Annotated in this window: 17 protein-coding genes and 1 pseudogene; 12 read left to right on the forward strand and 6 right to left on the reverse strand. The window is 63.1% G+C overall.

The annotated features are described in order from the left end of the window. The first annotated feature begins 31 nt into the window (after window positions 1–31). On the forward strand, window positions 32–409 hold the full coding sequence (locus X738_RS65265; protein WP_023800789.1) for a hypothetical protein: 378 nt from the start codon (window positions 32–34) through the stop codon (window positions 407–409). A gap of 115 nt (window positions 410–524) precedes the next feature. Further along, complete coding sequence (locus tag X738_RS65270) at window positions 525–2,483, forward strand: acetyl/propionyl/methylcrotonyl-CoA carboxylase subunit alpha (RefSeq protein WP_023800790.1); 1,959 nt, start codon at window positions 525–527, stop codon at window positions 2,481–2,483. Between the two features lie 116 nt (window positions 2,484–2,599). On the opposite strand, the gene X738_RS65275 is transcribed toward X738_RS65270, so the two are convergent. Continuing rightward, complete coding sequence (locus X738_RS65275; protein ID WP_023800791.1) at window positions 2,600–3,718, reverse strand: ABC transporter substrate-binding protein; 1,119 nt, start codon at window positions 3,716–3,718, stop codon at window positions 2,600–2,602. 447 nt (window positions 3,719–4,165) lie between these two features. Then, window positions 4,166–4,432 (reverse strand): SEL1-like repeat protein, encoded by a 267-nt coding sequence (locus X738_RS65280; protein WP_023800793.1) that lies wholly within the window; start codon window positions 4,430–4,432, stop codon window positions 4,166–4,168. A 463-nt stretch (window positions 4,433–4,895) separates the two neighbouring features. Between X738_RS65280 and X738_RS65285 the strand changes: the two are divergent. The 5 genes and pseudogenes from X738_RS65285 to X738_RS65295 all read left to right on the forward strand — a co-directional run bounded on the left by X738_RS65285 (window position 4,896) and on the right by X738_RS65295 (window position 8,651). Beyond that, window positions 4,896–5,251 (forward strand): annotated as a pseudogene (locus X738_RS65285) (DUF2147 domain-containing protein). 204 nt (window positions 5,252–5,455) lie between these two features. Continuing rightward, the gene (locus tag X738_RS86170; RefSeq protein ID WP_023800794.1) at window positions 5,456–5,608 is read left to right on the forward strand and encodes a hypothetical protein; all 153 of its coding nucleotides are present in this window, start codon (window positions 5,456–5,458) and stop codon (window positions 5,606–5,608) included. Between the two features lie 102 nt (window positions 5,609–5,710). After that, window positions 5,711–5,914 carry a hypothetical protein gene (locus X738_RS0142365; protein WP_031255542.1) on the forward strand — a complete coding sequence of 68 codons (204 nt, stop codon included), beginning with the start codon at window positions 5,711–5,713 and terminating at the stop codon, window positions 5,912–5,914. Window positions 5,915–6,043: 129 nt separating this feature from the next. After that, on the forward strand, window positions 6,044–7,504 hold the full coding sequence (locus tag X738_RS65290) for an AMP nucleosidase (RefSeq protein ID WP_245277730.1): 1,461 nt from the start codon (window positions 6,044–6,046) through the stop codon (window positions 7,502–7,504). A gap of 118 nt (window positions 7,505–7,622) precedes the next feature. After that, the gene (locus tag X738_RS65295; RefSeq protein WP_245277731.1) at window positions 7,623–8,651 is read left to right on the forward strand and encodes an endonuclease/exonuclease/phosphatase family protein; all 1,029 of its coding nucleotides are present in this window, start codon (window positions 7,623–7,625) and stop codon (window positions 8,649–8,651) included. Between the two features lies 1 nt (window position 8,652). Here the strand turns inward: X738_RS65295 and X738_RS65300 are convergent, their stop codons facing one another. Further along, window positions 8,653–9,258 carry a DUF922 domain-containing protein gene (locus X738_RS65300; protein ID WP_023800798.1) on the reverse strand — a complete coding sequence of 202 codons (606 nt, stop codon included), beginning with the start codon at window positions 9,256–9,258 and terminating at the stop codon, window positions 8,653–8,655. Window positions 9,259–9,400: 142 nt separating this feature from the next. Then, window positions 9,401–11,080 carry an electron transfer flavoprotein-ubiquinone oxidoreductase gene (locus tag X738_RS65305; protein WP_023800799.1) on the reverse strand — a complete coding sequence of 560 codons (1,680 nt, stop codon included), beginning with the start codon at window positions 11,078–11,080 and terminating at the stop codon, window positions 9,401–9,403. A gap of 239 nt (window positions 11,081–11,319) precedes the next feature. Here X738_RS65305 and X738_RS65310 point away from each other — a divergent pair, with 239 nt between their 5' ends. The 3 genes from X738_RS65310 (at window position 11,320) to X738_RS65320 (ending at window position 13,856) form a co-directional block, all read left to right on the forward strand. Continuing rightward, entirely contained in the window at window positions 11,320–11,964 is a 645-nt protein-coding gene (locus X738_RS65310) for a hypothetical protein (protein ID WP_023800801.1), read from the forward strand. A gap of 126 nt (window positions 11,965–12,090) precedes the next feature. After that, window positions 12,091–12,978, forward strand: coding sequence for a uracil-DNA glycosylase (locus tag X738_RS65315; RefSeq protein WP_023800802.1), 888 nt, complete (start codon window positions 12,091–12,093; stop codon window positions 12,976–12,978). Between the two features lie 74 nt (window positions 12,979–13,052). Then, window positions 13,053–13,856: a helix-turn-helix domain-containing protein gene (locus X738_RS65320; RefSeq protein ID WP_023800803.1), complete on the forward strand. Its 804-nt coding sequence runs from the start codon at window positions 13,053–13,055 to the stop codon at window positions 13,854–13,856. Window positions 13,857–13,865: 9 nt separating this feature from the next. Here the strand turns inward: X738_RS65320 and X738_RS65325 are convergent, their stop codons facing one another. Both X738_RS65325 and X738_RS65330 read right to left on the reverse strand, forming a co-directional pair. Further along, window positions 13,866–14,768, reverse strand: a complete 903-nt coding sequence (locus tag X738_RS65325) for a DMT family transporter (protein ID WP_084833792.1) — start codon at window positions 14,766–14,768, stop codon at window positions 13,866–13,868. Between the two features lie 44 nt (window positions 14,769–14,812). Further along, window positions 14,813–17,119: a xanthine dehydrogenase family protein molybdopterin-binding subunit gene (locus X738_RS65330; RefSeq protein WP_023800805.1), complete on the reverse strand. Its 2,307-nt coding sequence runs from the start codon at window positions 17,117–17,119 to the stop codon at window positions 14,813–14,815. A 155-nt stretch (window positions 17,120–17,274) separates the two neighbouring features. On the opposite strand from X738_RS65330, the gene pepN reads away from it, so the two are divergent. Both pepN and X738_RS65340 read left to right on the forward strand, forming a co-directional pair. Further along, window positions 17,275–19,920 carry an aminopeptidase N gene (gene pepN / locus X738_RS65335; RefSeq protein WP_023800806.1) on the forward strand — a complete coding sequence of 882 codons (2,646 nt, stop codon included), beginning with the start codon at window positions 17,275–17,277 and terminating at the stop codon, window positions 19,918–19,920. 317 nt (window positions 19,921–20,237) lie between these two features. After that, complete coding sequence (locus X738_RS65340; RefSeq protein ID WP_023800807.1) at window positions 20,238–22,565, forward strand: PAS domain-containing sensor histidine kinase; 2,328 nt, start codon at window positions 20,238–20,240, stop codon at window positions 22,563–22,565. Window positions 22,566–22,620 lie beyond the last annotated feature (55 nt).

A 22,620-nucleotide genomic window follows, 5' to 3' on the forward strand; every position in this document is an offset into this window, starting at 1 on the left:
CATTGCAAATACCAATGGGGATTGGGCGAAGATGAGACAGCAGCTTTTTCAGAAAACAACTGTATCTGTACTTGCGGGATTGCTTATATTAGCAGCGCCCGGCATTGGAGCGGCGGAATCGCTGGCGGGAAGCAAGGGCGACAGACGTTTCGCCGTCCATTTTCCGGCAGGTTCGACTGGAGATTGCCCGAAGGCCTACAAGGCCTATGTCGCGGCGAGCGGTCATTCGGCCTATGCGACGACGTTCCAATCGCGCGTGACCGACCTCTACATCATCTGCGGCTCCAAACTCAACGCACCCTCGCAACAGGCCGCGGAAGAGAGTGCGTTGCGCAATTGCCAGGCCGGCTTGACAAGATGGAAGGTCAAGACCGCGGCCGGCGGCTGCGGGATCGCTGCCTCCAAGTAGGCAGGCTGGCTTACCGATCCTTTGACAATGGCCGGACTGCAAAGCAGGGTGTTGCCACAGCACGCGTGAAGGAGCATTCGCGCCGTTGGCGGCAAGCTCTGGCTTTGGAGGTCCCATGTTCGCCAAAATCCTGATCGCCAACCGCGGCGAGATCGCTTGCCGGGTGATCCGCACCGCGCGCAGGATGGGCGTGCGCACGGTCGCCGTCTATTCCGACGCCGACGCCGGCGCCTTGCATGTCGAGATGGCCGACGAAGCGGTGCATATCGGACCCTCGCCGGTCGGCGAAAGTTATCTGCGCGGCGACAAGATCGTCGCGGCGGCTTTGGCCACCGGCGTCGAAGCCATCCATCCCGGCTACGGCTTTCTGTCGGAAAACCCTGATTTCGTCGATCAGGTGACAGCGGCCGGGCTCGTCTTCATCGGCCCGTCGGCCGCCTCGATCCGCGCCATGGGGCTGAAGGACGCGGCCAAGCGGCTGATGGAGAAGGCCGGCGTGCCGGTTGTGCCGGGCTATCACGGCGAGGCGCAGGAGATCGTGCTGCTCGCCTCCAAGGCACGCGAGATCGGCTATCCCGTGCTGATCAAGGCGCGCGCCGGCGGCGGCGGCAAGGGCATGCGGCGCGTCGAACATCCAGACGACTTTTCCGAGGCGCTGTCGGGTGCGCGGCGCGAGGCCAAGGCCGCGTTCGGCGACGACCGCGTGTTGGTCGAGAAATATGTCGACAAGCCGCGCCACATCGAGGTTCAGGTTTTCGGCGATATCTTCGGCAATGTCGTGCATCTCTACGAGCGCGACTGCTCGGCGCAGCGGCGCCATCAGAAGGTGATCGAGGAGGCACCCGCCCCCGGGATGACACCGGCATTGCGCAAGGCGATGACGGAGGCGGCGGTGAAGGCCGCCAAGGCGATCGACTATTCCGGCGCCGGCACGATCGAGTTCATCGTCGACGCCTCGCAAGGGCTGAAGGCCGACCGCTTCTGGTTCATGGAAATGAACACCCGCCTGCAGGTCGAGCACCCCGTCACCGAAATGGTCACCGGCACCGACCTGGTCGAGTGGCAGTTGCGGGTGGCGTCCGGCGAAAAGCTGCCGAAGACGCAGAGCGAGATTGCGCTCTCCGGTCACGCCTTCGAGGCGCGCATCTATGCCGAGGACGCGGCAAAGGGCTTTTTGCCGGCGACGGGCACGCTGCATCACCTGAAATTTCCGGATACAGTGCCGGAGGGCGCCAGCATGCGGATCGAGACCGGCGTGCGGACCGGCGATGCCATCTCGCCGTTCTACGACCCGATGATCGCCAAGCTCGTCGTCCACGGCAAGAACAGGCAGGCGGCGCTCGAGGCACTGGGCATTTCCCTTTCGCAAACCGAGATTGCCGGCTCGACCGTCAACACCGCCTTTCTCGCGGCTCTCGCCGCTGACGCGGATTTTTCGGCAGGTGACGTCGACACCGGGCTGATCGGCAGGCATCAGCAAGCGCTGACCGCAGTGCCGCCGCCGAGCAGCGAGATCGTCGCTGCAGCCGCACTTGCGGCGTCCGGCGCCGGGGCTCAGGCACCGACCCGCGACCCGTGGTCGTCGCTTGCCGGCTATGCGCATTTCCACGCGATGGCGCGGCGCACGCGGCTTCGCTACGGCGAGGACGATATCCTGGCGCTTGTATCGATGCGGCCGGACGGGCGCTTCCAGGTGGCACTGGACGCACCTTATGACAGCGCGCTTGATCTTCGCGCTGCCCCTCGCCTCGCCCGCTGGCCAGGCCATGTCACTGTCTTTTCAGGCGCCGTCGGCTACAGCTTCGCGGTGCCGGACCCGTTGGCAAGGGCCGACGAAATCGCCGCCGGTGCCGACAGCCTGCGCGCGCCGATGCCGGGACTGGTCAAGCTGGTGCGCGCGGCAAAAGGCGAAACCGTCATCAAGGGCCAGCCGCTGTTGATCCTGGAAGCGATGAAGATGGAGCACACGATTTCCGCCACGCATGACGGGACGATCGCCGAGATCGCAACAGAGGGCGCGCAGGTCACCGATGGGACGGTGCTGGTGCGTTTTGCCGAGGAAGCCCACGGCTGACGCTGTTCATCCAAGGAGAGGCGACGACGGAAGACGCGCGCCACAAACGCATCACCAAATGAAAATGGCCGGATCTGCCCCGGCCATCTCCGATTGTCGCCAGGCAAAGCCGGCGATCAAGGCTGGATCGGCGCGTATTTGCCGTCGTGCCACTGGTTGATGTCGTAGCTGACGTTCTTGAGGTCGCCCTTTTCATCGAAAGTGACAGGGCCGACGACGGTGCTGATCGGCTGGCCATTCTTCAGCGCTTCGGCAACCTTGGCCGGGTCGTCACTGCCGGCGCGCTTGATACCCTCGGCAAAGGCCTGGATCACGGCATAGGAGAACAGCGTAAAGCCCTCGGGCACGAAGCCGCCCGCCTTGATCTTTTCGATGGCCTGCTTGGCTTCGGGCTTCGCCTGCGGATCCGACGGGAAGACGAACATGGTGCCTTCGCCGGCCGGGCCGGCAACCTGCCAGAATTCCGGCGTGGCAATCGAGTCCGGCATGATCAGCTGGAACTTGAAGTCCTGTTCCGCCGACTGGCGCAGGATGAGGCCGGCCTCTGGGTGGTAGCCGCCGAAATAGACCACATCAGCCTTCAGTTCCTTGAGCTTGGTGACAAGCGCCGAATAGTCCTTTTCGCCGGCGTTGATGCCCTCGTAGAGGATCTCGTTGAGGCCGTTCTGGTTCATCGTCGCCTTGACGGCATCGGCCACGCCCTGCCCATAGGCGCTCTTGTCATGCATGATGACGACCTTCTTGCCGGCGTATTTCTTGGCGATCCATGGACCGATGAAGGCGCCCTGCGCATCATCGCGCGTATAAAGGCGCATGATCGTCGGCCAGCGGGATTTCGCCGCCGCGTCCGTCAGCTCCGGGTTCGACGAAGCCGGACTCATCATCATCGCACCGGCTTCGGCATAGACGGCCGAGGCCGGGATGCTCGAGCCCGAGCAGGCATGGCCATCGATGAACTTGACGCCGTTGGCGACGATGCGGTTTGCGACCGAAACCGCCTGCTTCGGATCGCACTGGTCATCCTGGACGTCGAGCTTGATCTGGCGGCCGTCGACGGCGCCGGCGGCGTTGATCGCGTCGGCGGCGGCTTGCGCGCCCTGCTTGAACTGGTCGCCGATGGTGGCAAGCTGTCCGGTCATCGGTCCGACCACCGAAAAGGTGATGTCTTCGGCGAAGGCCGGCGCGCTCATCACCAGGCCGACAATGGCCGCGCTCAAAATACGCAACTTTTTCATGGCGATACAACTCCTCCACTCGCGCGCGGCCGCTCCGACCGCGCCTCTTCCAGATTAGGTGGGAGAATTTCACCGTTCGCCAAGCCTGTCTTGGCGCATCGGCGGCACTCGATTGGGCCTGCCGCCTTTCTGTTTGGCCATGATCTTCTTCCAAAAACCGGTTTCCACTTTTTGGGACCATGGTCCGAAAACGCGAAAAGCCGCGCCGGCCTTGTTCCGGCCGGTCGCGGCTTTTGTCGATCGAACAATCCCGAACGCTACGCGCGCCCCGAAAACCGCTCGCCTTCCCTGTCCGTCGCGCAGATGGGCTGTATCCGGCCTGCGGCGTTCTTGTCATTGTTGGTCCGGCCGTCTTGCGCGGCCTTGTTCTTGCCGGTCCGGCCGTCTTCGCGCGGCCTTGAAGCGTCCCTGTCGGTGACCTCAGTACATGATGAGTTCAGGTGAGACTTAGTGCATCGTCATCCATTCGCGGGCTTCGCGCAGCGCCCTGGCGATCTCGACTTTCGACATGGCGGCCGACAATTCCGAGCGCAGTTCCGCGGCCCGGACCGAGCCCTTGATCGCAGCGATGTTGAACCATTTGTGGGCGGCGACGACATCGGTCTCGCAATCGCGGCCGGTCGCATACATCATGCCCAGTTCGAAAAGAATGTCGGCCTGGGCAGTTGCCCCCATGGCGCCGAAGTCGGCTTCAGGCATTTCAAAACGTGCCATTTCAATCCCCTGTTCTAGCCCCTGTCAGGCTCCCGAGAGCTGCCTCGTTCTGTCCCCTGGAAACCCTTGGGGCGGCCGCTCTTTCGATGCTTTCGAGAATGAACCGAAGGCTTGAATCCGTCGTTAAACGGCGTGCTTAATTTGAGGAAAACAAAGCTAAAACAAGAGGTAAACGCCGAAATTCATTAACGATGCAAAGCCAGCAATTGCGCCGGTTTGCGCCAAAATTGATGAAAATTTGCGAGGCGCAAATCAAGACTCCGCTAACCACGGAAGACAAAGCCAGCATGCCCGGTGTTTCATTTCTCGCCGACCAGACCGCTTCAGGCGGCCGGGAAAAATCCCGAAGTCTTCCGCAGCGGCACCGCTTTTGTTTTGCCGGGAGGTGGATTAGCTTACGTTTGCGTAAGAGGCAGACTGGCGGGGCGGAACGTTCGTCCGGATGCCCACAGGGAGGAGAAACATGTTTCGCAAAATCAGCATGGGCCTCGCGGCCACATTGATCATGGCCGGCACCGCTTGGGCCGACCCGATCGAAGGCAACTGGAAAACGCAAGCCGGTTCGACCGCCGCCATCACGGGCGGTGGCGACGCATTTTCCATCACGCTCAAATCCGGCAAGTTTGCCGGCAAGCGCATCGGTTCGTTCCAGGTGTCCGGCGCCAACAAATACACGGGTACGATAACCGACCCGGAGACCGACAAGACCTATTCGGGCAAGGCCTCGGTCTCAGGCGCTTCGCTCAAGATGNGCTCAAGATGAGCGGCTGCGTGCTCGGCGGGCTGATCTGCAGGAGCCAGACCTGGCACAAGCTCTGATCGTTTCGACTGCCGCACAATGAAAACGGGGCCGCAAAGGCCCCGTTTTTGTTCGCGCCTCTGTGTTTGGGACACCGACCGATCGACCGGGCTGCGCCTTCTGCGCCCTGACAGTCCAAATTTGAACCGCAGATGAACGCCGGCATCAGAACCGGTTCAGTTGCATCAGGGCATTCTCATGCGTGTCGAAGGAGACACCACGCCATGTTCGCCCGCCGCTTCACCATCGTCTGCCTGCTGATGAGCCTGTTCGGCATGGCGTTCGCCATCCTCGTTGCCGAGGCCGGGCGCCCGGCCCGCTCCTGGGACCAGGCCAATTCCTGCCGGTTCGATTGCGTGAACCATTTTCGCCCCTGAACCGACAAAGTCTTCGAGAGGAGAAAAGCAAAAACCATGGACCGCATCGCCGCCAACGCCCGCAAGACCCTTCGGCTAGTGCCGCGGGCGACGCTCATCCTGATGGTTCTTGCCNACCGCATCGCCGCCAACGCCCGCAAGACCCTTCGGCTAGTGCCGCGGGCGACGCTCATCCTGATGGTTCTTGCCGCGCCGGTTCTGGCCGTGCCGACGATGCGCGCCGATGCCGGCTCGACGATCGAAGCGCCGGCGCTGAAGAAGACCGGCGTCGGCTTTGTGCTGCTGATCAGCCTGCGGCGTGGCTAGGCAATCGGCCTTCATCGAAACCATTCAAAACAAAAAACGACCCTTCGGCCCCCTCCCAACCGCGTGGCCAAGCCTCTATATTGGGTCATGGAAAAGCGAATCTACCCCCAAGCCATAGACTCAGTCGTGATGCCGGAGCCATTTGGCCGGCAGATCTTCAATGATGCAGCAAAGGCCGTCGCGGCCTTGCAGGCCCTCTACGACCGCAACACCAAATTCCTGCGCGATTCGTTTACGGCGCTCGCCGCAGGCGGCGACAACAACAAGCGCTACCGGGCCTTTTATCCGGAGGTCGGTGTCACCACGACTTCGTTCACCCAGATCGACTCGCGGCAGGCTTACGGCCATATGCCGACGCCCGGGCATTTCTCGACCACCATAACCCAGCCGGCCCTTTTCGAACGCTATCTCATCGAACAGCTTCGCCTGATCATGCGCAATCACGGCGTTCCGGTCACGGTTTCGGAATCGACGACGCCCATCCCGCTGCATTTCGCGTTCCTGGAAGGCTCGCATGTCGACGGCGCGGCAGCCGAGCGCATCAGGCGGCCGATCCGTGACCTGTTCGACGTGCCGGATCTCGACGGCACCGACGACCAGATCGCCAACGGCACGTTCGAAGTGGCGTTAGGCGAAGCCAGGCCGTTGGCGGCGTTCACGGCGCAACGCATCGACTACTCGCTGCACCGGATGTCGCACTACACGGCGACCAGTCCCCAGCATTTCCAGAATTTCGTGCTGTTCACCAATTACCAGTTCTACATCGACGAATTCGTCGCCCGTGCGCACGATCTGATGGCGAAAGGCGGCGGCGGATACGTCGAATTCGTCGAGCCGGGAAACGTCGTCACCAAGGCTGGACAAAACGCGCCCAGCCATGGCGTGGCGCCGCCGCGCCTGCCGCAGATGCCGGCCTATCATCTGAAGAAGCCGAACCATGGCGGCATCACCATGGTCAATATCGGCGTCGGCCCCTCCAACGCCAAGACGATCACCGACCACATAGCGGTGCTCAGGCCGCATGCCTGGGTGATGCTCGGCCATTGCGCCGGCCTGCGCAACACCCAGGCGCTGGGCGACTATGTGCTGGCGCACGCCTATGTGCGGGAAGACCATGTTCTGGACGACGATCTTCCGGTCTGGGTGCCGATCCCGCCGCTGGCCGAAATCCAGGTGGCGCTGCAGGAGGCGGTCGCCGAAGTCACCGGCCTTTCCGGCTATGACCTCAAGCGTATCATGCGGACCGGCACTGTTGCCACCATCGACAACCGCAACTGGGAGTTGCGCGACCAGCGTGGGCCGGTGCAGCGGCTGTCGCAGTCACGGGCGATCGCGCTCGACATGGAGTCGGCGACGATCGCCGCCAATGGCTTCCGCTTCCGCGTACCCTACGGTACGCTGCTCTGCGTCTCCGACAAGCCCCTGCATGGCGAATTGAAGCTGCCCGGCATGGCGACCGAATTCTACAAGCGGCAGGTGGCACAGCATTTGACCATCGGCATCAGGGCGATGGAAAAGCTGGCCGAGATGCCGATGGAACGGTTGCATTCGCGCAAGCTCAGAAGCTTTTCGGAGACGGCGTTCCAGTAGCGCCGCTCGGCCTGCGACCCTGGCAACAGCGCGGCAGGGCATTTCGTAATCTTGCTTTGGGCTGCATTTCTGCCGATAAGCAAAAGAGATGGCACCCGTTCGAGACATGATGGCTTCGATGGCATTCGTCGCAATGCTCGTCTTCTCGGTCGCGCTGGTGGCCGGGTTTTTCGGAACGCTGCATCCGGCCTTCGATTCCTTCGCTCATTTCCGCGTTCATCTTGCCGTGCTGATGGCGCTTTGCGCGCTGCCGCTGCTGGCGACCTCGTTTCGCCTGCAGGCGGCCACAGGGCTGCTCTTTGCGGTGGCTGCCTTTGCCACCACGTCGAACGCCCTGTCGGTGCCCCGCCTGTGGCCGGTCCAGGCAGCCTACGAAGTCGAGGCCGGCGATCAGGCGGTCTACCCCGGTGATCAGGCGGTCTACCGCCTGCTGCAGATGAACCTGCGGTTCAACAATTCAACGCCTGAAAAAGTCCTGTCGCTGATCGGCCGGACCCAGCCTGATGTGATCACCCTCGACGAGGTGTCCGACATGTGGAAGGCGAAACTTGGCCATGTTGCCAGCGCCTACCCTTACCGGATCTTCTGCCCCTACCCCAATGGCGTATTCGGCGTTGCGCTGCTGTCCAGACGGTCGTTTGCCGCCGGCGCGCAACCGCGCTGCTATGGCCGCGGCGCGATGGCCATCGCGACGGTCGATTTCGGCGGAACCGAAGTCGACGTCGCCGCCATGCACCTCACCTGGCCATGGCCGCGCAACCAGTCACGGCAGATCGGCGGATTGTCGGGGGAGTTCGCCTCGCTTGGCGAGACATCGATCATGGCATGCGACTGCAATGCAGCGCCGTGGAGCGCCGCCGTCCGGCGCGTCGCAGGTCTTGGCAAGCTGACCGTGGCGCCTTCGCCGGGGCCGACCTGGCTCCCTATCAAGCTGCCGGAATTCCTGCGCTTCGCCGGACTGCCGATCGACCTTGTTTTCAGCAAGGGCGCGGTTCTCATCCATTCGGTGTCGAGGCTAGAAAACACCGGCTCCGACCATCTTCCGCTGATGGTGGAGTTCTCGCTCAGGCAGGAACAGAAGAAGCCGGTCGACGAACAAGAAACCGCGACGGCATCGGTGAGACAGAACGGCAGGACCCGAGGCTGAGCTACTGCTTGCGCAACAGCGCCCTGATGAGGTGCTCGACATGGCCGCCGTCGCGATGCTCGCGCGCGTCGAAGGCGTTCTGTTTCGCCTCGTATTCGGCATAGACGGCCTTGATCCGGCGCCTCGCCTCGCGGTGCGTCTTGCTGCAAAACAAGTTGTCGGCGAACTCCAGTCCAGTGATCGATCTTTCGGTCGCCCGCATCATTGCCCTAGCGATCCGGCCATGGTTATGCTCGTGAGCACGAACGCCCGCGAAAAACCGCTTCCAGCGCTTCTGCAGCGCCGGTGTCGCAGCCGAGGCCAAACGCGGCAAGGTGTAGGTGAGATCGAGCGTGCCATTGGCCTGCCGCAGACGGCAGACACCACCCTCCCTTGTGACGTCAAGGTCCCAATCCACGGTATAGGCGGCCAGCGCGATGGCGTGCGTCATGAAGCCGTGCCGCTTCGGACCGTTGCGGTCCATGGCCTCGATCAGGGCGGCGCCCGTGGTTCCAGTGATGTCGTAGGTCCGTGTCTTGACCAGCACCTTCGTGTCAGCCAATGCCGACGGTGCGAAGCCGCACAAACCGCCAATCGCCGCAAGGCACGTCAGAACCGCCAGGCGCATGGTCATCTCCCGGGTCAGAAAGAATGGAACCACAGGCGCCGCCCCGCTTCAACTTCTTTTAGACGCCGCACATATAATAGGCCTTCACGCGCTTTCATTATCGGCGGTCGAGACGGCCGCCGGGCCGTTCTGGCTTGCTGGGCTACATGTTCTGGTAGACAGGTCCCTCGCCACCTTGTGGCGGCACCCAGGTAATATTTCGGTTCGGGTCCTTGATGTCGCAGGTCTTGCAGTGGACGCAGTTCTGCGCGTTGATGACGAAGCGCACGTCCTTCGCCTCGGGATCGGCGGCGGCGTTGCCATCCTTGTCGACCCATTCGTAGACGCCGGCCGGGCAGTAGCGTGTCGAGGGCCCGGCATAGACATCGTGTTCGGAGCGCTGCTGCAGGTCCATATCCGCGACCAGCAGGTGGACAGGCTCGTTTTCCTCGTGGTTGGTATTGGACAGGAACACCGAGGACAGGCGGTCGAAGGTGAGCACGCCGTCCGGCTTCGGATAGGCGATCTTGTTATGCCTGGCGGCCGGCTCCAGCGTCGCATGATCGGCCTTGCCGTGCTTCAGCGTGCCAAAAGGCGAGAACCCGAACAGCGAATTCAGCCACATGTCGAGGCCGCCGATGCCGACGCCGACGACGGTGCCGAAGCGCGACCACAACGGCTTGACGTTGCGCACCTTCTTCAAATCCTTGCCGATGTCGGTTGCCCGCCATGCCGCCTCGTAGGAAGCCAGTTCGTCATTGGCGCGGCCGGCGCCGATCGCCTCGGCGACATGCTCGGCCGCCAGCATTCCGGAGAGCACGGCATTGTGCGAGCCCTTGATGCGCGGCACGTTGACGAAGCCGGCAGCACACCCGATCAGCGCGCCGCCGGGGAAGGACAGTTTCGGCACTGATTGCCAGCCGCCCTCGGTGATGGCACGGGCGCCATAGCCGAGCCGCTTGCCGCCCTCGAATGTACCCCTGATCGCCGGGTGGGTCTTGAAGCGCTGGAACTCGTCGAACGGCGACAGATAGGGGTTCTTGTAGTTGAGGTGGACGACGAAGCCGACCGCCACCTGGTTGTCCTCCAGATGGTAGAGGAAGGAGCCACCGCCCGTCTTCATGTCGAGCGGCCAGCCGAAGGAGTGCTGGACAAGGCCCGGCCGATGGTTCTCCGGCTTGACCTGCCAGAGCTCCTTGAGACCGATGCCGTATTTGCCGGGCTCGCGGCCGTCGGAAAGATGGTATTTGGCGATCAACTGCTTGGCCAGCGAGCCGCGCGCGCCCTCGCCGATCAGCACATATTTGCCCATCAGCGCCATGCCCGGCGCGAAGCCCGGGCCACGCGTGCCATCCTTCTCGACGCCCATGTCGCCGGTGACAACGCCGGTGACCGCGCCCTCGTCACTGTAAATGAGATCCACGGCGGCAAAGCCCGGATAGATCTCGACGCCCAGCGCCTCGGCCTTGGTCGCCAGCCAGCGGCAGACATTGCCGAGCGAAACGATGTAGTTGCCGTGGTTGTTCATCAGCGGCGGCATCAGGATATTGGGCAGACGGAACGAACCGGCGGGGCCGAGGACCAGGAAATGGTCTGCCGTGACCGGCGTCTTGAACGGATGTCCCTCCTCGTCACGCCAGCCCGGCAGCAGCCGGTCGATGCCGATCGGATCGACGACGGCGCCGGACAGGATGTGGGCGCCGACTTCGCCGCCCTTTTCCAGGACGACGACGGAAAGCTCGGGATTGACCTGCTTGAGACGGATAGCGGCAGCGAGGCCGGCCGGACCGGCGCCGACGATGACCACGTCGAATTCCATGCTTTCGCGTTCGATCTCGCTCATCAACCCCTCACTGGCTGCCGCATTTGCGCATCTTGCTGGCTTATCCGCTGCATAGCGCATCAATTCGCGACGCGAAACCGGCGCTGACGTGACAATGCCGATTTCGTCAAAAAGGCCGCGCATCGTACTACAAAATCGCGATTTGCGGGTCCACCAACATCGATCCGAGTCCAAAGAGAGCCGTTGCCCTGATTTTTTTTAATTGTTCGACGGCTTGCTTATCGGCCATACTTCGCACCATGCGCACATACGGGCCATCCGGCTTTTCATCGACGCGCTTTTTTTCGTCGCCCGGACGGATTTGCCGGGCGCTCGTTTTGGCCCTTTTGCCCCTGGCGTCCGTTGGCGCCCGCGCCGAGCCGCAAAGGGTCTGGGTGGCCGGAGCCTACTCCTTTTCCGACGAGCTGGGCGGCTTCCGCATCACCAGCGCCTCGGGCATCGGGACAAAGGAGGACCCGCTTGTCATCACCGAAGAGCTGAATTCGGCGACACCAGTGACACTGACGATCCGCACGACAAAGCCGATCCAGCCCTTCGGCACTGCGGGCCAATTTGCCAACGGCCTCATGTATATGCGCGTCGACGTGCTCAACAACAGCGGCCAGGCCTGGGTCGAGTTCCAGTTCGAGCTCCAGGAGATACTCCACCGGCCGAGCGTGTTCGGCGACGGCCTGTCGTTCGACCAGCGCAACAAGACGCCTGACAACATCTGGTCGAGCAGCTTTGCCGATTTCGATCGCGACTTCGAACCCTATGACCGGCTGCTGTTCAAGAGCGGCAAGATCGACCCGTTGAAGACAGCGAAATTCGATTACCTGATCACCGACTACACACCACGCTGGACGTTCTATCTGGTGCAGGATCCGCGTATACCGTCGAGCTGAACCATTTCGTCATCCAGGGCGAAGCAGGAGCGAAGCGACGTCGCTGAGGCCCTGGATGACGAAATCATGAAGCATCGCGCCAATCACGATGTTGCAAATTCCTGCCGCGCGACTGAATGTGAAAGCATGACTGCCGTTTCCCGAGACAACCGACCTGATATTGCGGAGCTGCTGGCCTTCTACGCCAGCGCCGGCGTCGATGAAGCGCTCGAAGAGGAGCCGCTGAACAGGTTTGCCGAGGCTGCGTCAAAGCCGCCTGAGCGGGGGCCAGCGACAGTTACGCCGCCAACCGGTGAGAACGCAGCGCTGCCTCGCTCGACAAGCCTGTCACGCGCCGGAATGGGCGAAAGGCAAGCTGCGGCACCGGCGGTGCGCGCGCCGTCCGGTACGGCGACAGTGCCCGACGAGCAGCAAGCGGCATTGGCGCGACACCTGGCGACGACGGCGGCAACCCTGGACGAGCTTCGCCAGTACATGGCGGCTTTCGACGGCTGCCACCTCAAATTCACCGCCAAGAACCTGGTGTACGCCGACGGCAATCCGAATGCTGCCGTCATGCTGGTCGGCGAGGCGCCCGGGCGCGACGAGGACATCGAGGGATTGCCGTTCGTCGGCCGCTCGGGCCGGCTGCTCGACCGGATGCTGGCCGCAATCGGCCTCGACCGGACCTCGGCCTACATCGCCAATGTCATTCCCTGGCGGCCGCCGGGCAACCGCACGCCGACGCCGCACGAGACCGAGATTTGCCGGCCGTTCATCGAACGGCAGATCGAGCTGGTCAATCCGAAGGTGCTGGTCAATTTAGGCGGCCCCTCGGCAAGCACCCTTCTCAACACCACAGAGGGCATCCTGCGGCTGCGCGGCAACTGGCGCGTCCACACGACCGCCGCCGGCATTGCCATTCCCGCCATGCCGACGCTTCATCCGGCCTATCTCTTGAGAACCCCCGCGCACAAGAAGCTGGCGTGGCGGGATTTTCTTGAGGTGAAGGCGAAACTGCGGACGCTGGGTTGAGGGTGAAGGGAAGAGCGGCGCTATAACCTCCCCGGTAATTGAAATGCATCTGCGGCCGGCCTAGTCATGCGCTCATGACAGCAACCCAGACTTCCGCCGGCAGCCTCATTCGCGAATGGCGCATGCGCCGGCGCATGAGCCAGCTCGATCTCGCCATGGAAGCCGAAATCTCGCAGCGGCATCTGAGTTTCGTGGAAAGCGGCCGCGCGGCACCCTCGCGCGACATGGTGCTGCATCTGGCCGAGCAGCTGTCGATCCCGCTGAGGCAGCGCAACCGGCTCCTGCTGGCCGCAGGCTTTGCCCCTAGCTTCAGCGAGCGTCCGGTCAGCGATGCCTCGCTGGCGCCGGCGATGGCGGCGGTCGCGATCGTGCTCAGGGGGCACGAACCCTTCCCGGCTCTGGCTGTCGACCGGCACTGGAACCTGGTGTCGGCGAACACCGCCATCGGCCCGTTCCTGGCCAATGTTGCCGAGCCTTCCTTGCTGAAGCCGCCAGTCAACGTGCTGCGGCTCAGCCTGCACCCGGGTGGCGTCGCGCCGCGCATCGTCAATCTGGCCGAATGGCGCGCGCATCTTCTCGACCGGCTGAAACACCAGAACGACGCTTCAGGCGACCCGGTTCTGGTCGAACTGGAGCGCGAGCTTCGGACCTATCCGTCCGGCCTGAACGGCGCACGGCCGCTGCCGGTCGAGCCGAACGCGATCGTGCACCCGCTGCGGCTTGCGCATGGCGATGCCGTGCTGTCGTTCATCAGCACCATCACCGTGTTCGGCACGCCGCTCGACGTGACGCTGTCGGAACTGGCGATCGAATCGTTTTTCCCCGCCGATGAGCAGACAAGGACCGTGCTGGTGCGATTGGCGAACGAGCGGGCCTAGCCGTCCTGATCATCCTTGTGGCGGGGTCGCCTGGCGGGTGCGGGCACGTTCAAGGCCCAGTTGCCGCTCGCGCCAGATGATGAAGATGCCGGCGGCAACGACGATCACGCCGCCGATAAGCATATAAACCGTCGGGACGTCGCCGAAGGCGAGATAGCCGACAACGATGCCAAGCAGCATCGACGTGTATTCGAAAGGCGCCACGACCGAGGCCTCGGCATGGCGATAGGCGGCCGTCATCAGAATCTGGGCGAGCCCGCCGCAAAAGCCTGCAGCAATGAGCAGGCCCGCCTGCGCCGGTGTCAGCGCCTGCCAGCCGAACGGCAGCGACAGCAACGCCAGGAGGCTCGCCGTCACCGAAAACCACAGCACGATGGTTGCCGTCGGCTCGCTCTGGACGAGGTTGCGCACCAGCAGCATGGCGACGGCCGAGATCGCTGCCGCGACCAGTGCGGCGATGACGCCGAGCACCTCCTGATCGCCGAGTGCTGCGCCCGAACCCAGCAGCGTCAGTTCCGGCCATGAGATGACCAGCACCCCGACCAGTCCGACCGCAACCGCGCTCCAGCGATAGACGCGGATCGCTTCGCCGAGGAAGATCGAACTGAACACCACCACCAGCAGCGGCTGTGCGTAGTTCAGCGCGATCGCTTCCGGCAGCGGCAGCCGAATCAGCGCGAAGAAGCCGAGCCCCATGGCGCAGACGCCGACAACGCCGCGCGCAATGTGGTTGAGCGGGCGCTTGGTCGAAAATGCGGTGCCAAGTTTTCCCTGGAAGGCCAGGAAGACGACGATCGGAAAGATGGCGAAGAACGAGCGGAAGAAGACGATCTGGCCCGCCGGCACCGTGCCCGCCGCCTTGATGCAGGACGACATGGCGACGAAGACCGCCACCGACACGATCTTGAGCATGATCCCGGTCAGCGTGTTGTGCCCGCCGGGATGGTCCGTCGGGTTCACTTGGCAGCTGCTTCCTGGATCGCCGCCCAGATGCGCGCCGGCATTGCCGGCATGTCGATGTGCCTGATGCCGTAGGCGCGATAGAGCGCATCCGTCACCGCGTTGAGCGCGGCCGGCGTCGCTCCGATCGTGCCCGCCTCGCCTGCCCCCTTGATGCCGAGCGCATTGGTGGTCGAGGGCACGTTGCGGGTCTCGAAATGGAAGAACGGCAAATCGTCGGCGCGCGGCATGGCATAGTCCATGAAACTTGCCGTCAACAGCTGCCCGTCCTCGTCATAGACCGTGTTCTCGGTCAGCGCCTGGCCGATGCCCTGGACGACGCCGCCATGCACCTGGCCGGCCAGCAGCATAGGGTTCACGGTGACGCCGAAATCGTCGACGATCGTATAGCGGACAATTTCCGTCACGCCGGTGTCGGGATCGATCTCGACCTCGCAGATGTGGGTGCCGTTCGGATAGGTGCATTCGTCCTGCACGAACTCGCCAAAGCCCTTGAGATCGTCCGGGTTCTTGGCTGCCTTGGCGATGCTCGAAAAATCGATCGTGCGGTCGGTGCCGACGATGCGAGCAACGCCGTTGGACAATTCGATGTCGTCGGCCGAGGCTTCCAGCTCATCTGCGGCGATGCGCCTGATCTTGATGGCCAGATCCTCGCCGGCGCGAGAAGCTGACACACCGCCAAGCGGAATGGAGCGCGAGCCACCGGTGCCGCCGCCGGCCTTCAGCTCGTCGGTGTCGCCCTGGCGGACATGAATGTTGCCGATGTCGAGATGAAGCTTTTCCGAGAGGAACTGCGCATAGGCGGTCGCATGCCCCTGCCCGTTGGTCTGGGTGCCGATCTTCAGCGTCACCGTGCCGTCGCCGTTCAATTCGACAAAGGCCGGTTCAGAGCCGGGAAAGGCACAGGCCTCGATATAGGTCGCCATGCCGATGCCGCGGATTTTGCCTTCCGCCTTCGACTGCGCCAGTCGCTCCGGGAACGCCTGCCACTCCGCTTGTTCGATGGCGCGGTCCATATGGCCTGCGAATTCACCGGTATCATAGAGGCGGTCGGTCTGCGTGCGGTAAGGAAACTGTTCGGGCCTGATGAAATTGCGCCGGCGGATCTCTTCGACTGGCAAGGCCAGGTCGTGGGCGCAGGCGTCGACGAGCTTTTCCAGCAGGAATGCCGCTTCCGGACGGCCGGCGCCGCGGTAGGCATCGACCGGGCAAGTGTTGGTGTAGAGGCCGGTCACCGAAACGTCGAGCGCCTGGATGTCGTAGACGCCGGTCGACATGGTGACGCCGATATAGGGGATGAACGGGCCATATTGCGAGATATAGGCACCGATATTGGCGAGGAGATCGACCTTCATGCCGAGAAAGCGGCCGTCCTTGTCCATCGCCATCTCGGCGGTCACGACATTGTCGCGACCTTGCGCATCGGTGAGGAAATGCTCGGTGCGGTCGCCGGCCCATTTCACCGGGCGGCCAAGGCGCCTGGCGGCCTCCAGCACCAGCGGATGCTCGCGATAGACGAAGCTTTTCGGCCCGAAGCCGCCGCCGACATCCGGCGTGATGACGCGCAGCTGATTCTTCTTGATCTTGAATATGTCGGCCAGGATGTACTGCATGGAATGCACGCCCTGCGAGCCTGTGGTCAGCACGAAGCGGTTCTCCTGCGTGTTCCACTCGCCGATCGCCGAACGCGGCTCCATGTAGTTGCAGACCAGCCGGTTGTTGATGAATTCGATGCGGGTGACATACGCCGCCCTGGCGAATGCCGCCGCGGTCTTCGCCTTGTCGCCGATGTGGTAGCTGAAGGCGCGGTTGGAGCCGAGTTCCGGCCAGACAAGCGGCGTGCCTTCGTCAAGCGCCGTGGCGGTGCCGGACGCGGCATCCTCGCCCTCGTATTCGACCTCGATCAGTTCGGCCGCGTCCTGCGCCAGCGCGCGGCTGTCGGCGACGACGAAGGCGACGGCGTCGCCGACATAATTGACCCGGTCGCGGCAAAGGACCGGAATGTCGCGGGTCGGCGCCTTGGTGCCGTCCGGCTGCCTCTGCATGACGCCGGATTTCAGCTTGCCGAGATGAGCAAGATCCGCACCGGTCAGCACCAGATGGACGCCAGATGCCGCCTTGGCCGCCTCGGTCGAACCGAGGGTGAAGCTTGCCTTGGCCACCGGCGAGCGCAGGACATAGCCGTGCAGGAGGCCGGCCGGTTGGATGTCGTCCGTATAGCGGCCGAGACCCTTGATGAAGGCCTGGTCCTCGCGACGCAGCACAGAGGCGCCCATGCCGAATTTCGGTGTGACGACGGTCATGGATACCTCGCGACGATGATTGGAAAACGAGTGCCTGAAATAGGCGCTGCGCCAGTTTTGTCGAGTGACGGTTTCGTGTAAAGAGCGCGTGCTTCACATTTCTTCGACCAGCGGACCCACCTGCCGCTGCGGGAATCGACAGGAAAACCAACGGAATGCGCACGGACACCGGCCAGGTCTTCAAGCTCGAAGACTATCGCCCCACCGACTATCTCATTCCGGAAACCGGCCTGACTTTCCGGCTGTCGCCGGAAGCCACGCGCGTCATCGCCGTGCTGACGGTCGAGCGCCGCGACGGCGTCGCGGCGTCAATGCCGCTGGTGCTGGACGGCGATGGCCTGACGCTCAGCCGCATCGCAATCGACGGCCAGACACTTGCGCCGGCCGATTTTTTCGCCACGCCCGATCAGTTGACGATCACCACGCCGCCTACAGCAGCCCGCTTCCAGCTGCTGATCGAAACCGAGCTGGCGCCGGCGCACAACGAAGCCCTGATGGGCCTCTATCGCTCGAGCAACGTCTATTGCACGCAATGCGAGGCCGAGGGCTTTCGGCGCATTACCTATTTTCTCGACCGTCCCGATATCCTGTCGGTCTATACGGTGCGCATCGAGGCGCCGCACCACGAGTCGCCACTGCTTCTTTCCAACGGCAACCCGGCTGGCGGCGGCGAACTTGCCGACGGCTGGCACTATGCAGTCTGGCACGACCCCTTCCCCAAGCCGTCCTATCTGTTCGCGCTGGTCGCAGGCGCTCTCGGCAAGGTCGCGGACAGCTTCGTCACATTGTCCGGCCGCGAGGTCGAGCTCGGCATCTTTGTCGAGCCGGGCAAGGAGCGGCTCGCCGGCTACGCCATGGACGCCCTGAAACGGTCGATGAAATGGGACGAGGAGGCGTTCGGCCGCGAATACGACCTCGACGTCTTCAACATCGTCGCCGTGTCCGACTTCAACATGGGCGCGATGGAGAACAAGGGCCTCAACATCTTCAACGACAAGTATGTGCTGGCCGACCAGGAGACCGCAACGGACGCCGATTTCGCCAATATCGAGGCGATCATCGCGCACGAGTATTTCCACAATTGGACTGGCAACCGAATCACTTGCCGTGACTGGTTCCAGCTTTGCCTGAAGGAAGGGCTGACGGTTTTCCGCGATCACGAATTCTCCGCCGACCAGCGATCGCGAGCGGTGAAACGCATTGCCGAAGTGCGCACGCTCAAGGCACATCAGTTTCCCGAAGACCAGGGACCGCTGGCGCATCCAGTGCGACCGCGCCGCTACCGCGAGATCAACAATTTCTACACGGCGACAGTCTACGAAAAGGGCTCGGAAGTGGTGCGCATGATCCGCACCATTCTCGGCGCCGAGACGTTCCGGGCCGGCATGGATCTCTATTTCGAGCGCCATGACGGCGAGGCTGCGACAATCGAGGACTTCATCAAGGTGTTCGAGGATGTGTCCGGGCGCGACCTCGCGCAATTTTCGCTCTGGTACCATCAGGCCGGCACGCCCAATCTGACCATCAGTTCGACGCACAATGCGGCGGCCCAGGAATTCACGCTCGAGATCGAGCAGTCGGTGCCGCCAACGCCGTCCGAAAGCCGCAAGCGGCTGATGCATATTCCGCTGGCCTTCAGCCTGGTCGGCACCGACGGCAAAGCGATAGAATATAGCGGCGTCGAGGGCGCCAGCGTCGAGGACGGCGTCATCCATATCCGCAGGCGCCGGCACATGGTGCGCTTCTCGGGCGTCGCCGAGCGCCCGGCGATGTCGCTCAACCGCGGCTTCTCGGCGCCGGTGACGCTTTCCGTCGAGCAGAGGGCCGACGATCAGTTCTTCCTTGCTGGCCATGACAACGATACCTTCTCGCGCTGGCAGGCGTTCAACACACTTTTGACCGAGGCTCTGATATCCACCTTCCGCCAGGTCCTTGACGGCAAGCAGCCCGGTTTCGCATCGCGGTTGATCGAGCTTGCCGGCAAAATAGCCGGCGACGAGACACTCGAACCAGCCTATCGGGCGCTGGCCCTGGCGCTTCCAAGCGAAGCCGATATCGCCCGTGACATCGGCAAGAACATCGACCCCGATGCCATTTTCTCGGCCCGCGAGGCGCTGACGGTCGCAATCGCCGAGGCGAATCGGGAGATATTCTCCGACCTCTACGATCGACTGACCGACAAGGACGCTTTCAGTCCTGATGCGGCAAGCGCCGGTCGCCGGGCGCTGCGCAACACCTTGCTCGACTATCTTTCGCTGCTGCAAGGAGGTGCGACGCTTGCGGCCCGGCATTTCCAGTCCGCGACCAACATGACCGACCGCGCCGCCGCATTGAGCGTGCTTGCGCTGCGCCATGGCGGTTCGCCCGAGACGGTCAAGGCGCTGGCGGAGTTCGAAGCGAAATATGCGACCGATCCGCTGGTGATGGACAAATGGTTCCATATCCAGGCCAGCGTGCCGGGCCCGCAAACCATTCATGCGGTGCGCGCCCTGACCGGCCACCCGGCCTTCTCGATGGCCAACCCGAACCGGGTGCGCTCGCTCGTCGGCACGTTTTCCAGCGCCAACCAGACCGGCTTCCATCGCGCCGACGGCGAAGGCTACCGGTTTTTCGTCGAAACGGTCCTGCAGGTCGAAAAGCGCAACCCGCAATTGGCCGCCAGGCTGGCGACGGCACTCAGATCATGGCGCTCGCTGGAACCTGCCCGGCAGGGCAAGGCAAGGGAAGCGCTGCTTTCGATTGCCAATACCGAGAACCTGTCGGCCGATTTGCGCGACATCGTCGAGCGCACGCTGGCGTAAGGTGTGTCGATATTCAGGTGATGCCGGCCTGCGAACGGCGGTTTCCTGCGCTTCCGGTGCTCACGTACCCAAAAGTACGGTCCGCTCCGGTTCTCGGAATCCACCGTTCTCGGCGCGGCCTGACCTGAATCTCAACACACCTTAGAAGGTTGCCGCCCGGCATCATCGGGCGGGAAAGTCCATTATTTTAGTCGATTTTTAATCTTTTTTCGCTGCGCCTCTGGACAAGCCGAATCACCTTTGATTCTTTAGCTGAAGATTCGGAAGTGCGGCGTCGCCGGATCGTCAAGCAGATTTAAAATCGGGGAGAGCCATTTATGGCGAAGGCGGACGCGTGGGGCGCGCCCGGAGGGACGGGTTTTGAGCAGCGTGAGGCGGGAAGCGACGGTCTCGCCGGCAATGCGCGGCTGATCGCCGAACCCGCCTACCGACGGCTTCTGGCAGCCGAGCCATTGCTGCGCCGATCGATACCGGCCCTCATCATCATTTTCCTGATTGTCATCGCGGCACTGCGGTTCCTGTCGCTGATGCACGAGCGCGACGACGTGGAACGCGACGCCAAGGCGATCCTCTCGCTCGCGGCGGGCCAACTGGCCAGTTCGATCAGCGTCGATGCGAGCATGGCCTCGACGCCTGGCGCGACGCAGGACCTGTTGGAGGGCATCAGCCGTCAGGGCGCCCTGGGCCGAAGCCACGTGCTTGCGGTCACCGACAGCGCGTTCAAGATCGTTGCCGTGACACCGCAATCGACGGGCTGGGAAGGGCGGTCGCTCGACGCCATCGCCCAGGGCGGTCAACCGCTGTTCATGTTCGGTGACCGCGCCGGGGTGATGGAGGTCAGCATCGGCGGCCAGGACTGGTATGGCGCGGTGAGCCTGGCAAATGGCAGGAATGGTGCTGCCGCAGCGCTCGTTCCGCAGGATGCGGTCTTCGACACGTGGCGCAAGACCGTTTCGCTCAACGTCACGCTGTTCGTGCTGACGGCCGGCGTGCTGATCATCGTCCTCTATGCCTATTTCGGCCAGGCGGCGCGCGCCCAGACCGCCGACCGCATCTATCTCGAAGCGCACCAGCGCATCGACATGGCGCTGGTGCGCGGCCGCTGCGGCCTGTGGGACTGGGACATGGTGCGCGGCAAGATGTACTGGTCGCGTTCGATGTACGACATGCTGGGCTATGAGCCCTGCGACACGATGCTGTCGTTCGGCGAGGTCGACGGGATCATCCATCCCGAGGACGGCGACCTATTCCAACTCGCCAACAGGATCGTCGCACGAGAGATCGACCACATCGACCAAGTGTTCCGGATGCGCCACGCCGACGGACAATGGGTGTGGATGCGCGCAAGAGCGCAGGTGATCGACCCGGAAGCGCCGGAGATCCAGTTGATCGGCATCGCCGTCGACGTCACCGAGCAGCGGCATTTGGCGCTGCGCTCTGAGGCCGCGGATCTTCGCCTGCGAACGGCCATCGAAAACATCAACGAATCCTTCGTGCTCTGGGATTCGGCCCAGCGCCTGATCATGTGCAATTCCAAGTACCAGCAGGACAACGGCCTGTCGGATCGCGACGTAATGCCGGGCGCCTCGCGCGCCGTTCTCGAAGATCGCATGCTTGCCTTCGCCTCGGAGCGCCGGCTTGCCAACACCAACGGGCAGCAAGGCGGCGTGACCTTCGAGCGGCAGCTTGCCGATGGCCGCTGGCTGCAGGTGAACGAATTGCGGACCAGGGACGGCGGCACCGTCTCGGTCGGCTCCGACATCACCCAGATCAAGCTGCACCAGGAGAAGCTGGTCGACAGCGAGCGCCGGCTGATGGCGACGATCCACGATCTCAGCCTTGCCCGCCGGGCAGAGGAAGAGCGGTCGCGCGAACTGGTCGAGCTCAATCACAAATACATGAAGGAAACCGAGCGCGCCGAGGCCGCGAACCGGGCCAAATCCGAGTTCCTGGCCAACATGTCGCATGAATTGCGCACGCCGCTCAACGCGATCATCGGCTTCTCCGAACTGATGGAACAGGCGCTGTTCGGGCCCCTGGGTTCGCCGCGCTACGAGGAATACGCCACCGACATCAACGGCAGCGGCAAATATCTTCTGGGCGTCATCAACGACATCCTCGACATGTCGAAGATCGAGGCCGGCCAGTTCTCGATGGATCAGGAGGAGATCGACCTCTGCCCGCTGATGCGGGAAACGGTGCGCGTCATCTCGCTGCAGGCGGCGGAAAAGTCGATCACCGTCGAAACACGCATCCCCGATTCGCTGACGCTGTTCGCCGACCGCCGGGCGATCAAGCAGATCATCATCAACCTGCTGTCGAATGCGGTGAAGTTCACCGGCCAGGGCGGCCGCATTGCGGTAAGGGCCCGCAACACCTCCAGCGCTCTGGTGCTGACGATCGAAGACAATGGCTGCGGCATCCCGAAGGAGGCGCTGAGCAAGCTCGGGCGGCCGTTCGAGCAGGTGCAGAACCAGTTTTCCAAGAGCCATGCCGGTTCCGGCCTTGGCCTTGCCATCTCACGCTCGTTGGCCGAGCTTCAGGGCGGCGCCTTGAAAATCCGCTCCACCGAAGGCACCGGCACGATCGTGTCGGTGCGCATTCCGACCAGGAAGCCGACGCAGCCAGTCAGGGCCGCCGCCTGACTAGTGAATAGTGAATAGTGAAATAGTCAGTAGTGAATATCTAATTCCATTCACC

It is taken from the genome of Mesorhizobium sp. L48C026A00, assembly GCF_000502375.1.
Classification (GTDB): domain Bacteria; phylum Pseudomonadota; class Alphaproteobacteria; order Rhizobiales; family Rhizobiaceae; genus Mesorhizobium; species Mesorhizobium muleiense.

Coding starts and splice junctions, on each gene's coding strand:
- X738_RS65275 (WP_023800791.1), bottom strand. CDS start 3,718: ATGAAAAAGTTGCGTATTTTGAGCGCGGCCATTGTCGGCCTGGTGATG.
- X738_RS65280 (WP_023800793.1), bottom strand. CDS start 4,432: ATGGCACGTTTTGAAATGCCTGAAGCCGACTTCGGCGCCATGGGGGCA.
- X738_RS65315 (WP_023800802.1), top strand. CDS start 12,091: ATGACTGCCGTTTCCCGAGACAACCGACCTGATATTGCGGAGCTGCTG.
- X738_RS65320 (WP_023800803.1), top strand. CDS start 13,053: ATGACAGCAACCCAGACTTCCGCCGGCAGCCTCATTCGCGAATGGCGC.
- X738_RS65270 (WP_023800790.1), top strand. CDS start 525: ATGTTCGCCAAAATCCTGATCGCCAACCGCGGCGAGATCGCTTGCCGG.
- X738_RS65300 (WP_023800798.1), bottom strand. CDS start 9,258: ATGCGCCTGGCGGTTCTGACGTGCCTTGCGGCGATTGGCGGTTTGTGC.
- X738_RS65295 (WP_245277731.1), top strand. CDS start 7,623: ATGGCATTCGTCGCAATGCTCGTCTTCTCGGTCGCGCTGGTGGCCGGG.
- X738_RS65310 (WP_023800801.1), top strand. CDS start 11,320: ATGCGCACATACGGGCCATCCGGCTTTTCATCGACGCGCTTTTTTTCG.
- pepN (WP_023800806.1), top strand. CDS start 17,275: ATGCGCACGGACACCGGCCAGGTCTTCAAGCTCGAAGACTATCGCCCC.
- X738_RS65325 (WP_084833792.1), bottom strand. CDS start 14,768: ATGCTCAAGATCGTGTCGGTGGCGGTCTTCGTCGCCATGTCGTCCTGC.
- X738_RS65340 (WP_023800807.1), top strand. CDS start 20,238: ATGGCGAAGGCGGACGCGTGGGGCGCGCCCGGAGGGACGGGTTTTGAG.
- X738_RS65290 (WP_245277730.1), top strand. CDS start 6,044: ATGCCGGAGCCATTTGGCCGGCAGATCTTCAATGATGCAGCAAAGGCC.
- X738_RS65265 (WP_023800789.1), top strand. CDS start 32: ATGAGACAGCAGCTTTTTCAGAAAACAACTGTATCTGTACTTGCGGGA.
- X738_RS65305 (WP_023800799.1), bottom strand. CDS start 11,080: ATGAGCGAGATCGAACGCGAAAGCATGGAATTCGACGTGGTCATCGTC.
- X738_RS86170 (WP_023800794.1), top strand. CDS start 5,456: ATGTTCGCCCGCCGCTTCACCATCGTCTGCCTGCTGATGAGCCTGTTC.
- X738_RS65330 (WP_023800805.1), bottom strand. CDS start 17,119: ATGACCGTCGTCACACCGAAATTCGGCATGGGCGCCTCTGTGCTGCGT.